Origin of the sequence: Streptomyces sp. AC1-42W (assembly GCF_003248355.1) — a bacterium.
Classification (GTDB): Bacteria; Actinomycetota; Actinomycetes; order Streptomycetales; family Streptomycetaceae; genus Streptomyces.
Genome location: NZ_QKWY01000001.1, coordinates 3,151,278 through 3,166,642, shown reverse-complemented (window position 1 = coordinate 3,166,642; position 15,365 = coordinate 3,151,278). Strand labels below are relative to the sequence as shown.

Sequence of the window (15,365 nt, the reverse complement as noted above, 5' to 3'; positions counted from 1 at the left end):
CCACGGATCCGACAGGAGAGCCATATTTGTGGGTGCTGCGTGCGATGAACGTACTGCGAGCGGTACACCAGTTACAGGTTCACCCTGACGACGTGGCGAACACGCTGAAGGAGCTCGCCACAGAGCACGACGAGGTACCGTCTGCTGCGGACCTGAATCTGCGGGGCATGCTCGACAACCTCTCCTCGGACGACGAGCAGGTCCTCTATCGAGTGGAAGATCCGTTGCGGTGCGGCAATCTTGCCGCATACCGGAACCGGCAATCGGTCTACCAGTTCACGGAGATCGGCTACCGCGTCTACCGCGCGGTGGAGGAGGTCATCGGCTCCCGCGTACAGGACGCGAACCTGTCGCGGCTGGTCTTCGCCGACATCCTGACGGACTTCAAGGCGCTGGCGACAGCGAACCGGGAAGGCGACCGGGACGAGGTGTACCGCAAGCTCGCACGCCTCGACAGCGTGCTGGAAGACATGACCCAGCGGGCGGCGCGCTTCTATCTGACCCTGAACGACGTGGCGCGCACGACAGATGTCTCTCCTGAGACGTTCCTGCGCTACAAGCACGCGCTGCTGGCACACATGAGTGAGTTCACAGCGGAACTGGAGCGCTACGCGCCCCGGCTGGCCGAGGCCGTGTACGAGGTGGAAGACACCGGGGTCGAGACCTTGCTGGAGCGGGCCGCCGCAGTGGATGAGCGGCCTATGATGCGGCCGTCCGCACGCCTGGAGGACTGGCGGCGGCGCTGGATCGGGCTGCGCCAATGGTTCTTGGCGGACGGCCCCGCGGAGACCAAAGCCGCCCATTTGCAAGGCGCTACGCGCACGGCCATTTCGGGGGTCATCGCCCTGCTGCGGCAGGTGACGGAGTCACGTCGAGGAGGGGTGAGCCGGACCACCCAACTCCGGCATCTTGCCGCCTGGGCAGCGGCTGCGCCGGATGAGCAGGCTGCGAACGCCCTCGTGTCCGCCGCCTTCGACCTCCGCTCGGTACGTCATCTATCGGGTGCCCACGACGACGATGACCAGATCTCGCCGCGGACGACGTGGTGGGATGCGCCTGGTGTAGAGGTCAGCATCAGCCTGTTCCGGCACGGCAAGCGTCCAGCACCGGGTGGCCCGCAACCGGTCCGTACCCGCCGTGGTGCCCATGCCCGGCTACGTGAGCAGCAGTTGGCGGATCGAGCCGCGGACCGGGAGGCCGCGAAGGATCTCCTGGACCATGGGCCGCACGACCGGGTGCTGAACGAGGCGGAGACCCGCGCCGTGCTCAAGCTACTAACCCGTGCCCTGCAGGTGCGAACGGTCGTCGCGGGCCGACTGCGTTCCGGCACCGGCAGCAGCGACGTCCTGACGCTGCGCCTGATCCCGAACGAGCGCGGCAGCCAGCTGCGGACCGAGACCGGCACGCTGCACCTGCCCGGCTTCGCCCTGGAGATCAAGCCCCATGGTGCGATGCGCCGAAGCCGAACGGAGAAATCCTGATGCCCGCCCATCGCGTAGCCGCCTCCGTGGAGACCGCAGACCTTGGCTCGTACCAGCAAGCGGCCCGGCTCATGCTGCTGCATGGCATCGTCACCGAGAGCTACCCGCGGGCCAAGGCGCTTGCGCTGGTGCTGCAATGGGCCGACGAACTGGCCAAGGACTTCCGTGACCTGTTCGGCTACTCCTTGCAGACCAGCGCCCGCCACGCACGGCTGCTGCGGCGGCTGGACGCCTTCGACGCCAGCCAGGCGTTCCTCACGGTGAAGAGCAAGCGACCCTTCGACCGGCGGCGGCTGGCCTACCTCTGTCTGATCTTGGCCTGCCTGCACAGGTCGCGCGTCGAGATCAATCTCGCCGATCTCGTCAAACTGCTCACGCCGTCCGCGAACACGATCGAGCACTTGGGCTTCGATGCGACCGCACCAGGTCACAAGGACGCGGTCGTTGACGTGATGGACTGGCTCATCGACCGGGGTGCATTGCGGATCTCCGATGGCTCCATGGAGGACTGGGCCCGTGACCACGACCGCGGGGACGCGCTGTTCGACATCGACCACGACACCTGCGCGGCGCTTTTCCGGCCGAACAAACCGCTGCAGCACCTGGTCAGCGCTGCTGGGCTGTTGGACACTCCGACCGCCGGCACCGGGCGCGAACCCCGTCGCCGCTTTGCTGCCCAGCGAGCCCGTCGGCTGCTGATCGAGTACCCGGTGGTCTACTTCAGCGACACCGACGCGGAGACCGCGACAGCACTGCGCCAGCCCACCCTGGCCGAGGACATCGCACGGCTGACCGGGTTGCCTGTCGAGCGCCGGGCCGAGGGCATCATGCTCGTAGACACCACAGGGCACTTTACGGACAAGCGGTTCCCCGGCCGCGGCGGAGCCGTCAACCGGACTGCCGGGCTGATACTCGCGAAGATCGCGGACCTTCGGGAAGACCCGGACCGGGCCAGCAGCCTTCACTACCTCCTGCCCACCGATCCAGAAGAGGAACACGCAGTCCTGCTCAGCCGCATCGATATGGCCCTGCCGCAGGCGGGCACGCTCGAAGCCTTGGCGCACGACCCGCACGCGGATGCTGGCGAGCACGCGGCCGAGGCCGATCCGGACTCCCCGGAGCATGAGGGGCAGACGGGCTTGCCCTTCGTGGAACACGGCACGCTGGAGCAGATGATCACCGAGCTCTATGAGGAGTTCGGCCCCTCGTCCTTCACCAACAAGTGGCAGGCCGATCCCGGCGGGCTACTGGCGGAGGCGGTCGCGCTCCTGGCGGACCTGCGCCTGGTCCACATCGTCCCCGGCGGGATTCTGGTCCGGCCCGCGGCCGGCCGCTACCGCAATATCACCGCCGTCCTACCGCGCCCCGCGCACGACGGCCAGTTCGCTCTTGACTTCCCCACTGAGGAAACCTCTCGATGACGCTCATCCCTCACTCCCGCACCGCTGACCGGTCGGAGGTCCGCTTCAAGCCCACCCGCGCCGGAGTGATCGGCCTATGGGACTACACCGACGAGGAGTTCGTCTTCGCCGACGGACGCCTGGTCCTGCGCGGGCACAACGGTTCCGGCAAGACCAAGGCCCTGGAGGTTCTCTTCCCCTTGGTCCTGGACGGTGTCCTCGACGCGAGGCGTCTCGATCCGTTCAGCGGCGAGGAGCGCACCATGAAGTCGAACCTGCTCTACAAAGGGCAGGAGTCCGCATACGGCTATGTGTGGATGGAGTTCGCCCGCACCGCACCCGACGGAGAGGTCCTCGAAGCCGTCACCGTGGGGATCGGCATGCGGGTGACCAAGCCGATGTCCACGCCGGCCCGCTTCTTCTTCGTCACCGACGGCCGTGTCGGCATCGACTTCGGCCTGCTGGACGCCGCCTCGCGCCCGCTGCGGGAAAACGCTCTGAAGAAGCTCCTGGGTGAAGGAGCCACCTACGCTACGGCGGAGGCGTACCGGGAGGCGATCGATGACCGGCTGTTCGGGCTGGGCCGCGAGCGCTACAACCAGCTGGTCAACCTTCTGCTCCAGCTACGGCGTCCTCTGCTGGCCAAGGACCTCGACCCGGTCAAGGTGTCCGACACCCTCACCGCCGGCCTGCGCCCCGTCGACGAGGACCTCATCCTGCAGGCCGCCCGCGATTTCGAGAACCTCGCCGAGATCCAAGCGCTCCTCAACGCACTGACGGGGGCGGACACCGCGGTCCGGACCTTCCTGCGTGAATACACCAGTTATCTGCGCGCCCATGCCCGTGACCGCGTGGACCAGGTCACCGGGCGCATTCAGGACACAGCCGCGCAGTGCGAGACGATCATGGAGGCGGCGGAGGACCACCGCACCGCCGAGCGGCAGCTGGCCTCCTCACAGCATGAGCGCGATACCGCCGAACGCCGGTGCAATGAGCTCAGCGCGAGCCTGGCCGAGTACAAGAACCACGACGCTATCAAGCAGCAGAACGGTCTCGAGGAGCTGCGCGATCGCGTACGCAACGAGCGCCAGGGCATCGCGGAGAGTGGCCGCCACCTCAACCGGGCCCAGGAGGGCTTGGCTGCCCTCAAAGGGGAGGCTGAGCGGGCTCTCCTGAGACACGATGAGCTGCGCAAGGCCGCTTCTCGGCATACCCACAGTCTCATGGACGCGGCGCGCCGCTGCGGCGTCCTGCACGACGACGACACACTGGATCTCGGTGCCGATCTGGACACGGACGTGGCAGGCCGGGTTGCTGCGCGTCGCAGCGAAGTGGAGGACGTACGCGTCCACCTCAGCGCGTCCGAGAACGCCGCGAAGGACCAGGAGCGCGAGCAGGAGCACGCTGACGCGGCGAGCGGTGAGCTGACCGAGACCGAGCGGCAATCCGCCGCAGCAGCTGAGAAGCTCGAGATCGTCCGCGCCACGGCCGACCAGGAGCTGGAGGAGTTCATCAGCCGCTGGAGCGGCAGTGACGACACCGCGGTCTTGGTCGCCGCCGACGGTGACGTACTGCGTACTGCCATCGCCGCGGTGGGGGAACCCGAAGCGGCCTCGCTGCCGGAGGAGTTTCGTTCCCTCACCGACCAGCGCCGCACCAGTGCTCTGACCCGCGTCGAGACCTTGAAGCGAGAGTACAGCGACGTCGCGGAGGCCCTGCGATCCAGGCGAGCAGAGCGCGACACCGTGGCAGCGGAAGGCGACGACGCTCCCCCGTCCAGTGACCTGCGCTCCGCCAGCCGCGATGCGCGGCCCGGTGCGCCGTTGTGGCAGCTTGTGCGGTTCGCCGAGGATGTTCCCAACGATCATGCGGCTGCGGTGGAGGGCGCCCTGTACGCGGCCGGCCTGCTCACCGCCTGGCTGCACCCCGACCTTGCGCTGACCGACCAGGCACTGCACGACAAGGTCGGCGACGCCTATCTGCGCCCACTGCCTCCCGCGCAGCGGCCGACCGGACGCACCCTGGCCGACGTACTGGTCGTCGAAGATCAGCAGCTCGTCTCCGCCGCGGCCGTACAGGCTGTCCTGGCGTCCGTCGCCGTAACGGACGACGTCCCTGCGACGGACGGCGCGCTGCGCGCTCCTGCGGTCACGACCGGCTCGCACTTCTGCCTCGGCATCCAGATCGGTGCGCATCCTAAGTGGTCGGCTCCGTAAGTCCTTCGGGGGTTGATCATGGTGCCGGGGCGGCGGAGGATTCTTCGTGTCGGCCGGCGGGGTGCTGGTCGAGTCTGGCCAGCAGATCGTCCAGGTCGGAGGTGGTGAACTTCCACTGGAACGGCTGTGCCGTGGCGTTGTAGCGGTCTTCGAATTCTCGGAGCCGGTCTGTGACCTGGGTGAGGTCGGTGAAGTCGTTGGGCGAGACGACCTTGCGCTGGACGACGGAGAAGTAGATTTCCACTTGGTTCAGCCAGGAGGCGTGCACCGGGGTGTGGACCAGGACCGCGTTCGGGAACGCGTCCGACAGTCGGTCGGCGGCCTTCTTGCCGCGGTGGGAGGAGCCGTTGTCCTGAGTTCCGCAGCTGAGGTGGCGCTCTAGTACACGAATCTGGGGGTTGACCTGCGGATATGCCAGAGCGCACGCCGGATCGGCGTGTGTCTAGGCGGGAGCGTTCATGCAGGTCAGGCGGGTGTGCCGGGTTCCAGGGTGATGATGCGCTTGGGCTCGGGGATCTTGAGCTTGGCGAGGATGTCGCGCTGGGTGGGGCTGGTCTCGGTGCGCTGGCGGAAGGTCCCGGCGGGGCCGGTGAAGGTGCCGACGTGGATGCGTTCGAGTTCCTCGCGCAGGTTCAGCCAGGTGTCGCCGCAGGTGGTCTCGGCGATGCGGATCAGGAGCAACGTGAGCCAGCAGAGCAGGACATGGGCGCGTATCCGGTCTTCCTTGCGGTGGTAGACGGGCCGCAGATCGATGATCGTCTTCATGTCGCGCCAGCCGCGTTCCACTTCCAGCAACTGTTTGTAGCCGGTCGCGATGTCTTCCGGGGACAGGTGCGGGTCGCTGCAGCGCAGGAGGAACTTGCCGTCCAGGCGCTCCTCGGCCTTGATCGCCGCCTTGTCGATCCGCAGCAGCCCCTTCGGGGTGACGCGCAGGAACCGGTTCAGGCCGGGCTTGGTGGACAGCCGGCCGCGCAGTTCGGCGCGCTTGGTCGCGCTCAGCTTGTCGGTGTCGGCGATCGTCTCGCCGAGCTGGGCGAGGAGGTCGCTGCGGATCGCGGCGTCGCGTTTGGCCTGTTCGGGGTTGTGGCAGATCACGAACCGGTCGGCGGTGTCGTCGAGTTGGACCTGCTTGACCTGCATGTTGTCGGCGACGTGAGCATAGCGTCCCTGCCGGGAGAGGGCGGCTTGGGCGGCGGGTGAGCCGGAGCGGATCTTCTCGCCCAGGATGTAGTGGCCGCCGGCTCGCTGCAGGAAGCGGCGGTTCTTCTCGGAGGCGAAGCCGCGGTCGGCGACCCAGACAACCCGGGTCAGTTTCCATTCCCGCAGGTCCTCGCGGACCTGGCGGATCAGCGCGGAGTCCCCGGTGTTCCCCGGCCAGGACCAGACGCGGATCGGGATGCCGGTGCGGGTGACCGCCATGCCGATGACGACCTGTGGAAGATCCGGGCGGTGGTCCTTGCTCTTGCCGTACGCCCGGAACGACTTCACGTTCTCCTCGCCGTCGCCGTCGCCGTCGCCGTCGCCGTCGCCGTCGTGATCGTGGTTGTCTGGCTGGGCGTCCGGGTCGGTCTGCGGGTGAAGGAGGCGTCCGTGCTCGTCGCGGGCGGCGGGGGTGTCGGGCTCGCCGGTCTCGAAGTAGGTGCTGGTGGTGTCGAAGAACAGCAGGTCGACTTCGAGGTTGAGGAGGTCGGCGACGGACCAGTAGACCTCTTCGGCAAGCTTGTCTTCGATGGTCAGCAGCCAGTCCATCGCCCGGTAGCAGGCGTCCTCGCTGGTGGCGGGCAGGCCGGGGATGTGGCTGTCGTGCTCGATCCAGCGAGTCGCGGCAAGCTTGGAACTCGGGGCCAGGGCCCGGTTGGCGACCAGCGCGAACAGCACCCGCTCCGCGGCCGGGTCCAGGCGGCGGCCCTTGAGGAGCTTCTTCATCACCGTGTCGATCCCGATGCGGTGCCACAAGCCGTCCAGGGCGTGGGCGCCGCCCATCGGGCGGGAGGCCAGGAACGTCAGCTCCGAGCCGGATGTGGCCCGCAGTGCGGCAGCCGGCTCGAGCAGCTTGGTCAGCGAGGTGACCAGCCGCTCGATGGCCGCCCGGTCCAGACGGTCCTCGCGGCCGAAGTTGTGCAGGACCTGCGGGCGCGAGGTGCCGGCGGCAGCGTCCCACTGGTTGTGCGCCAGCTGCAGATAGCGCACGGACGAGCCGTCCTTGTTCTTCCGCGTCGTCGCCCGTACGTACATGGTTCCAGACCTTAACAGCAACACCACAGGTCAATACAGGGAAGTCGCGCAGAACGTGTTACTAGGAGATTCCGGTTGTTCCACCAGGCCGGAACCCAGTGACCTGCGACAACGCCGTCATCCGTGTCCAGGATCCCCGATTAGCTGCGGAACGCAGGGTTGTCGACGATCCAGAACACGCGTTTCGCGCTGGCGTAGGGCTCGCGGGTCATGACCTGGGTGACCAGGTTCATGAACGGGGTGATGCCGGTGGTCGGCTCGCAGCGGCCGGACACTTTCGCGGAGTGGACGTCGTAGGCGGCCAGGTAGGCCAGGGCGCCGCCGCGCCGGTAGGTGTGGTTCACGCGCATCGCGCGGGCCCGGCCGGGCGGCAGGGTCGGATGACAGCGGCAGCGGGCCTGGATGGAGGTCTTCTCGTCCGCGCTGATGACGTACTCGTCGTCGCCGAGCGGGACGCCCCGCCAGGTACGGGCATACAGGTCCAGTACACGCTCGGCCTTCGGGCGGAAGTCCGGGTCGGTGACGAAGATCCAGGATTGGTACTGCCACGGTTTGATCGCGTCGTCGCCCAGCCAGCGACGGACAGTGGAGGCGGAGATCGAGCTGGCGATGGACCGGGCGACGACTTCGCGGGCAAGCTCCGGGCACGACCAACGCGCCAGCGGCACCCCTGTCTCGGCGGGCAGCCGGCAGGCCAGAGCCTTGACCTGGGCGGCCTGGAGCGCGGTGAACGAGGGGGGCCTGCCCGACCGGTCGAGGTCGCCCAGCCCGGCGAGCCCGTGCTCGGCGAACCGGCCGCGCCAGCGGCGGACCGTGTCCAGATGCAGACCCGTCTCCCGGGCGATGCGCGCGTTGGCGCGTCCGCGCGCCGCGTGCAGCACCACCTGCGCGCGCATCCGCAGCCGGTACTCGGTCTTGTGGCCGTAGGCCATCAGCTTCAGTCGCTCGCGCTCGGCGGCGCGCAGGGTGATCGTGCGGGCGACGGCAACAGGCAATGCAGGCGGGCCAATCCGGAGAAGTGGATCACAACAGGCCGAAGCTTGCCGTATCCGGTCCGTGGCCCCTCGGGCAGGATGGGCGCCATGCCCACGCCCTCGGAACACACCCGCCTCTCGCTGGAAGCCCGCCTCGGCGAGCAGGCCCGCGCCGTCTGGCCCCAGATTGCGCAGTTGCATGTCCGACACCGCGGAGCGTTCGCCTACGTGGAGGCCGAACTGGCCGACGGCGAACGGGTCAAGCTGATGCGACTGCGCTACACCGGCACCGTCAGCAAGAGGTGGGGCTTCGCCCCCTACTACGCCAGTGGCGACCGCTACGAAGACTCCCTGCTGCCCACCGGCAGCCCCACCGGCACCCCCGCGGAGGCGCTCGACTGCGCCTGCGAGCTCCACATCGCTGCAGTCGACATCTGACCCACTACCAGGCACAACGCCGGATCCGAAGTCAACCCCCGAAGGACTTACGGAGCCGACCACTTAGAGGGCGGCACTGACAGCGGGAGACGGAATTGAGGCTCTCCTGTCGGATCCGTGGGTCATCGGTTCGCGGGTTGACGTCCTGGTAGGTGGGGTCGGTGTCCGCCGAGGCTGAGCATGGCGAGGGCGATGAGGGCGGTGGGGTTCTTGAAGCCGAAGGCGATGCGGGTGATGAGCCGGATCTTGGTGTTCATCGATTCGACGAGTCCGTTGGACAGGCCGTGCTCGGCCGCTGCGGTGATCGCGTCCCAGTGCCGGACGATGGAGCGTTGCAGGTCGACGAAGGCGTCGATGCGGCAGCGGCGGGCCCACAGCACCCAGTCCCACAGAGCCTCGGGGGTGTCGGTGCCGGACTTCAGGGCGAGACGGAGTCCCTCCTTCAGGAGGTAGGCGCGGTGGAGGACGGGATGGGCCTTGGCGACGAACTCCAGCTGGGAACGCTGGTACTGCGTGAGATCTTCGGGGTTCTTCCACAGCGCGAAGCGGGCCTTCTTCAGCGACTTCGATCCCGGCGTGGCCCGGCCCTTGCCCTTGCGCTCGGCGTTCCAGACCTCACGGCGCACGACGTCCAGGGCGTCGGTCGCCCACTTCACCGTGTGGAAGGGGTCCATCACGCGCACAGCGTCGGGGCAGTGTGCGGCAACCGGGCCGGTGACCCAGTCCGCCGCGTCGGCCGACACATGCGTGATCCCCGCGGAGCGTTCAGGGCCGAGGAGGTCGAAGAACTTGTTCAAGGCGGCCCTGTCCCGCCCGGGTTCGGCCCACAGCAGACGGCCCGAATCATGGTCCACGACGACAGTCAGGTACTTGTGCCGCTTCTTGTAGCTGATCTCGTCGATCCCGATCCGCCGCAGTCCGGCCAGCCGGTCGGCCTGCGCCTCGGCATCCGACCAGACCCGGGCGACCACGGCGCCGACCGTGCGCCATCCGATCCGCATCAGCCGGGTGACGGCCGTCTTCGAGCAGCAGGTGGCCAGCCAGGCGGCCTGCGCGTCGAAGGCGTAGGTGTGGCCGGCCCGGTGCCGGGCCCAGGGCACCGCCGCCACGGTCACCCCGTGCTCGGGGCAGGACACCCGCGGCGCGTCGGCCTCGATGAACGCCTTGAGTACCCCGACGTCCAGGGCCCGCCAGCGACGGCGTCCCTCTCCGGCGTCGTACTTCGCCGCCTTGCGGCCGCACACCCCGCACCGCTGCCGCCGTCCCCGAGCCGGACGGGCATGAGCGACGATCACCAGATCGTCGCCGCTGTCGGCCTCCTCGGCCTCGACCTGCTCGATCACCGTCTTTTCGACATCGAGCAGCCTGGCCCATATCCTCGTGTTCCGCACGCCGTACCTGGTTCTTCCGTTTCGTACCTTCAGCAGTCGAAACGTACTCCGGGTGCGGCGTGTTCTGCGCATACCCCCAGGTCAGCGACCCACGGAAGCGACAGGAGAGCCGGAATTGAACCTGTGCTTTCGGCCGGCGCGGCATCTGACCAGCAAAAACCGAGCGATCGCTCTCGGAAGGACGGACTCTGTAAGGAAGCTCAGCTGGGGCTGCCGGAGGGGGCGGAGGCCCCACGCCCCACGCCGTCGATCCGTTTCACGTCCTGTCTCCGCCCCCTTCCAGAAGCTGTAGCCGGTTGGCCTGGAGTTGGCAGACGACAGCTTCGGGAGCCAGGGCCCATCGCGCAGCAAGGTAAGTGATGACGGCCGACAGGTCTGCAGGGCGGGCCGACCGCCCTTGGTGTCTTGCGAACGGACCGTCGGTCTCCAACAAGACGCGGTCGACGGGGAGCGCGTCGATCACCCGGCGCGCCTTGGCGGAGTGGCACATGGCGGGGTTTACGGAAAACCAGAGTCCGGCTGCCAGGGCGTCGTCCACCAGGTTTGCGGGGCCTGTATACCAGTGCAGGATCGCAGCGGTGGCGCCGCTTTGCGCGAGGCGGGTGAGAGTATCCCCTTCGGCACCCCGGCTGTGGACCGTCATAGGCACCGACAAGGCGCGGGGATCTGCAAGGATGGCCTCGAAGATCCTCAGTTGCACGCGGCGCGTACTGCGTCCAGCGGGTGAGTAGTCGAGGCCGATCTCGCCGATCCAAGGGGCCTCGGGCAGCATGCGCATGAAACGGGCCAGGTCCGCTGGAGTGAAGCTGTGGGCTCGGAGTGGATGCATCCCCAGCGCGGTATAGACACCTGGCCGCCGGCCGAGCCGGGTCCGCGTCAGCCGGTACTCTCCGGGGTCCTCGGTGACGGCCACGATGTCGACCGAGGCGTCGGCGGCTTCGCGCAGGACTTCGGCGGCGTCTTTGTAGCCCGTCAAGTGGCAGTGGGTGTCCAGTAGGCGGTTCACGAGGTGTGCTCCAGGATCTGTGCGAGCTGTCCATGAGCACCTGCGGTGATCCAGGTTCGGACTTCGGCACTGCCCCGGCGCCAGACCTCGATGTACGCTCGCCGCTCATCACGGGGCAAAGGTCCGTTGCGCAGGATGTCGATGGTGGGACGGCCGGGACGGGTACCGGCCAGCACCGCACGCAGATCGGAGCTGCGTCCTGAGTCGGGATCGAGCAGTTCGGAGTCGGTGAGCGCGTCCCAGGCGTACTGCTCAGCCCGGTCCCATCCGGCTTGGGCCATCGATGCCCGGCGGATCAAACACGGAAAGCAGTAGCCGCAGTTGCCTTGCGTCCTCTTCGCGTAGCGGGCCACCTCGGGGTGAGAGCAGGAGATGCTCTTGGGCGCAAGTTCGCTTAGGAGAGTCCGGTTGCGGCTACCGGTGAGCATCTCGCCCTTCGTCCTCAGCCGGTAAGGGTTGACGAGGGGATTGGGCACACCAATCGCCTGCTTGGCCTGATCAAGGAGTGCTAGGTAGTGCGGATGGGTGGTACGGGTACTGAAGCTGCCGGACCGTGCACGGGTCAGGGGCACGTTGACGCCGATGTAACCGTTCTCGGGCAGATAGACCGGGACGTGCGGACCAATGGAGGAGGCGACCGCGAGGGCGGTGCACAGAAACATCAGGGACCGTGACCGTGTGGTGGTCTCGCGGCCAGTAGACAAAGGTCTGGCCTGGACTGGGTGGGCGGGTCCGGGCCTCAAGAACAGGCGTAGAGAGATCACGCGTTGCCCGTAGTGGGCCTTCAGCCGGCGGAACAGCCGGGTCTGGGCCGCAGAGGTCTGCCCGCCTTCGTAGTGCGAGAGCAGGCACAACCGCCTCTCAGGCGCTTCCTCCAGAAGGTCGATCACGCCGCACAGGGAATCCAGGCCACCCGAGAACAGACACACACCGTCTGCGGCAATCTGGCCCTGCCCGTCCGAGTACGGTGGCAATGGCGGAGCGTCTTGGGGGCGTGGCTGCAGGGTCCATCGGTCGCCGGTCAGGAACCGCAACATGTCCTGCGCGGTTTCGATCGGCCAGTCGGCAACGTTATGTACTGGAAACCCGAGGGCGAAGTCCCGGGTCCACGCGTCGTCGGCTCTACTGCGCTCGCTCGCTCGGTCCGAGACATAGGCACCGAACGCCATGACCATCAGGTCTGCCGCCTGCCGGGTGGGCACGAAGGACCGGAAGAACCCTCGACCGGCCTGCACCGTGGCACCCGGCAAGCCGGGCATGAAGTCGAGGAGGAGACCACTCGGCGGGCCTGGCTCCGCAAACTGCTCGGTACGCACCGTGAACTGTGTCATGCCAGCCCTTCCAGCGCTTGGTAGGCCAAGCCCAGCGCTTCCTCGACGACCGCGCGCCCCTCCGGCCCCGACCAGTCCATACTCAACGCCTTCTCGGGCAGTCTGATGGCCACACAGTCCTCGATGACCTGGCGCATCTGCCGGTCCGCGCGGCGAGCCGCCTCAGGATCGGCGATCGTGCTCAACCGTTCTGCCACCACTGGCACCCTGTTGTAGATGTAATGCGTCAAGAACAGTTCGAGAAGCCGCACCACGTCGTTCCGTGTGGTTGCCTCGTTCTCCAGCTCGTCCCAGGACTCGGCGTCCCTGAAGAGCTCATCCAGTACATCGCAAACCGCGTCCCGAGCCGCTTGGCCATCCAGGTCGCCTCCGTCCCCGGCCAGTTGTGTCACCAGTTCGTCCACGACCTCGAACCGGTCACGTCCGATCAGATCACCCAGGGATGCTTGTCTCAGCGCCTCGCCCAGGCCACCGGAGGCCACCCCTGCCAGAAGGCCACCCAGCCGCTGTGCCGTGGTGCGGCCAGCTGTGGCACTGGCCGAGGCGGCAGCCGCCCCACCCAAGACCGGCACATGACGAGCGAGGACCACCGCGGCTCGGCTTCGTGCCACTGACCCTCTGCTGAGGTCACGCGTGTAGGCGGTGGCGGCGTGTTTCAGCGGCGTCCAAGCCCCGCCGGAGCCACTCGTACGGTCCGTGGAAGTGCCCACTCAGTGCCGTCCTCGCTGGCGAGCCGCCCTGACGAAGCCCCCAGACGGGTTGGCCTGCCACCCGTCCAGAAGGGCACTGACATTGGGGTCGGATTCGGGAAGTCGACGTACCAGAGTAGTGATCTTGGGCTGGAGGATCTCGAACGGGATGACTTTGAGTCGTTCACACACAGCTGGTGCAACGGCGGGGATGCGCTCACACAGTTCCGCCACCCCGTCCGTGGCCGAACCAGCAGGATCACGCATGACCGCCTGCAGAAGGTGGTCCACGAGGGTCGGGAGGTCCGCCGCATCAACGCTCTCCGCCGCCTGCCTCACCGCTGCGCGACGCCGCGAGGCCACGTCAGACTGAAGGCGCCCGAGCAATTCCTGGATGTGGGCCGACAAGAGGGCCGTGTTGGCACTGAGCGTCAGTTTGGCCCGCGCGAAAGTGAAGTACGGACCGAGATCCCTCCCACCGAGTGCTGGCTCCATCCTGAGCCAAGCGTCGATGTGATGTTGCTCAGCCCAGGTACGCACTTCCTCGTCCAAAGTGCCTGCGCGTGCGATCTCCGGGCTCGACGGGCGACGGGCCTGACCTTGCCCAGCACGACGGGCCCCGGAAGCAGGAGGCGCCTCGTTCCGTGCGGGATCGGCATCGTCCACCCATGTACCTCGGGAGCGCTGTTCGGCTGTGACAAGCCAGTTCTCTCCCCCGCTCATTGGTCCAGCGGACTGCCAGTCGAAGAGCCTCTGGAAATCGCTCAGGTACTGGGTTTCCAACACCATGAGCTTGGCGAGGATCGCTGCGTCCAATGTCGTTCCGCGCCGCTCAGCGCTGGCCAGTCGCAATTTCAAGGTGTTCAGGAACCGCTTGATCTGGCGGGGGTTACCCCTCAAGCCGCTTCCGAGGACCGGCGCGACGGCTGCTGCCCACATCATGTCCTGGTACAGCTCCGGCGGCATCTCGGGCCCCAAAGTGTCTGCCGCCATGCCAACGTTCAAGGCCACTCCGAGCGCGCTGCCGCGCCGCCGCTGGTCAACCGCTGCCTTCACTACCGTGAACTGATCTTGGGACAGATACAGTTCGGACAGGAGCAGGTGCATATAGGTTTCGGCCTCCGGCGCGGAAAGCGCCGGAATATTGATCTCAACCTGAAGCATCTTCTCCAGGTACTCCGCCCCCAGCCCGGAAGTCCCCGAACGCCTCAGCCCTGGATAGCGCTGGTCGATGGCTGCCTGCACAACTTCGGCGTGGGCCGCGATGACGAACGCACTCTTGTCGACATTCAGGAAGAGTCGGATGGCTTCGAAGGTGTCCACGACGGTGTGCGGCAGACACCGGTCCAAGTCGTCGATCATCACAATCACGGCCCGAACCTTGTGGAGGGACTCCATCAGTTCAGCGAACTGCTGTCGAAACGCGCCCGCCGCAACAGGCTGGGGCTCCGCGTCCGGACCATCCCCGGCGGAGCCCTGAGACGATTCCATCGAGCCAACCATGCCCTGCGCAAGCATGGACGCTGTATCCGCTAGGGCAGGGTCCAAAGCGCCGGCGGCAATTGCGGCACCGGCAGGGAGAGCCGTTCCTACAAGCATCTGGACCGGCCGGCGCAAGCTCGTGGCCATGCGTCTGAGACGTCCCACCTGCTCGGCCTGCGGGCCATCAGCCTCGACCTCCTGTTGAAGTCGCGCGAGAACTGCCTCCGTCAGAGCGGCCTTGATGTCCTCGTAGCCTTCGTATTGCCATGGGCTGAAGGAGACGACGACAAAGTGTCCGGACTCACCCTCCGGAAGGCCGGCAAGCTCAGCGGCAACGATCTTCAGCAGGCTACTCTTGCCGGATCCCCAACCGCCAGTAACCCCCATCGTCAGCGGTAGCAGCCGTGGCTGGGTAAGTGCGACAACCATTTCGTCCACGAGGAAGTCGAAACCGAGCAGGTCCAGATCCGTCTCATTGTCCGACCACATGCCGCCTCCCACACACGCAACGTCGCTCTATTAGATGGCCGTCGCCATGTCTTTGAGTGTCGGTGACGTCGTTTCCTGCGGGGCGAGTTGCAGGGGTCTCGGCTTCGCCCGCGGCTTGCGTGGTCGTCGTTCTTCGGGGAAGAGCGAGAGGCTGATCGTGTGGGTGACCTTGGTGGTGGCGGGCTCGTCCGGTTTGAGGGTGCGGTATCCGGTGGTGCTGCGTTTGGTGGCGC

11 protein-coding genes and 1 pseudogene are annotated in these 15,365 nt (G+C 67.1%); 4 read left to right on the top strand and 8 right to left on the bottom strand.

What is annotated here, in order from left to right:
* Positions 1-20: 20 nt before the first annotated feature.
* The 3 genes and pseudogenes from DNK56_RS14570 to DNK56_RS14560 form a co-directional block, all read left to right on the top strand.
* A pseudogene (locus tag DNK56_RS14570) lies at positions 21-1,481 on the top strand (TIGR02677 family protein); the annotation flags it as partial.
* Complete coding sequence (locus DNK56_RS14565; protein WP_111334134.1) at positions 1,481-2,902, top strand: DUF2398 family protein; 1,422 nt, start codon at positions 1,481-1,483, stop codon at positions 2,900-2,902. The pseudogene DNK56_RS14570 and the gene DNK56_RS14565, both read left to right, overlap by 1 nt.
* Positions 2,899-5,097 (top strand): hypothetical protein, encoded by a 2,199-nt coding sequence (locus tag DNK56_RS14560; RefSeq protein ID WP_241989870.1) that lies wholly within the window; start codon positions 2,899-2,901, stop codon positions 5,095-5,097. The genes DNK56_RS14565 and DNK56_RS14560 overlap by 4 nt, the downstream gene beginning before the upstream one ends.
* Positions 5,098-5,113: 16 nt before the next feature.
* Here DNK56_RS14560 and DNK56_RS36575 read toward each other — a convergent pair whose 3' ends face one another.
* The 3 genes from DNK56_RS36575 to DNK56_RS14545 form a co-directional block, all read right to left on the bottom strand.
* A complete protein-coding gene (locus tag DNK56_RS36575; RefSeq protein WP_342211057.1) occupies positions 5,114-5,341 on the bottom strand; it encodes a hypothetical protein in 228 nt (75 codons plus the stop codon).
* Between the two features lie 221 nt (positions 5,342-5,562).
* Positions 5,563-7,332: an IS1634 family transposase gene (locus tag DNK56_RS14550; RefSeq protein ID WP_111334132.1), complete on the bottom strand. Its 1,770-nt coding sequence runs from the start codon at positions 7,330-7,332 to the stop codon at positions 5,563-5,565.
* 140 nt (positions 7,333-7,472) lie between these two features.
* The gene (locus tag DNK56_RS14545) at positions 7,473-8,327 is read right to left on the bottom strand and encodes an IS630 family transposase (RefSeq protein ID WP_241989869.1); all 855 of its coding nucleotides are present in this window, start codon (positions 8,325-8,327) and stop codon (positions 7,473-7,475) included.
* Positions 8,328-8,414: 87 nt separating this feature from the next.
* Here DNK56_RS14545 and DNK56_RS14540 point away from each other — a divergent pair, with 87 nt between their 5' ends.
* A complete protein-coding gene (locus DNK56_RS14540) occupies positions 8,415-8,744 on the top strand; it encodes a hypothetical protein (protein ID WP_111330414.1) in 330 nt (109 codons plus the stop codon).
* A gap of 122 nt (positions 8,745-8,866) precedes the next feature.
* Here the strand turns inward: DNK56_RS14540 and DNK56_RS14535 are convergent, their stop codons facing one another.
* From DNK56_RS14535 to DNK56_RS14515, 5 genes are all read right to left on the bottom strand, one after another.
* Positions 8,867-10,135: an ISL3 family transposase gene (locus DNK56_RS14535; RefSeq protein WP_111334130.1), complete on the bottom strand. Its 1,269-nt coding sequence runs from the start codon at positions 10,133-10,135 to the stop codon at positions 8,867-8,869.
* A 256-nt stretch (positions 10,136-10,391) separates the two neighbouring features.
* A complete protein-coding gene (locus DNK56_RS14530; protein WP_111334128.1) occupies positions 10,392-11,141 on the bottom strand; it encodes a TatD family hydrolase in 750 nt (249 codons plus the stop codon).
* Complete coding sequence (gene qatC, locus DNK56_RS14525; protein ID WP_111334126.1) at positions 11,138-12,472, bottom strand: Qat anti-phage system QueC-like protein QatC; 1,335 nt, start codon at positions 12,470-12,472, stop codon at positions 11,138-11,140. The genes DNK56_RS14530 and qatC overlap by 4 nt, the downstream gene beginning before the upstream one ends.
* Positions 12,469-13,062, bottom strand: a complete 594-nt coding sequence (locus tag DNK56_RS14520) for a hypothetical protein (RefSeq protein WP_241989868.1) — start codon at positions 13,060-13,062, stop codon at positions 12,469-12,471. The genes qatC and DNK56_RS14520 overlap by 4 nt, the downstream gene beginning before the upstream one ends.
* 120 nt (positions 13,063-13,182) lie before the next feature.
* On the bottom strand, positions 13,183-15,132 hold the full coding sequence (locus DNK56_RS14515; RefSeq protein ID WP_111334123.1) for a KAP family P-loop NTPase fold protein: 1,950 nt from the start codon (positions 15,130-15,132) through the stop codon (positions 13,183-13,185).
* Positions 15,133-15,365 lie beyond the last annotated feature (233 nt).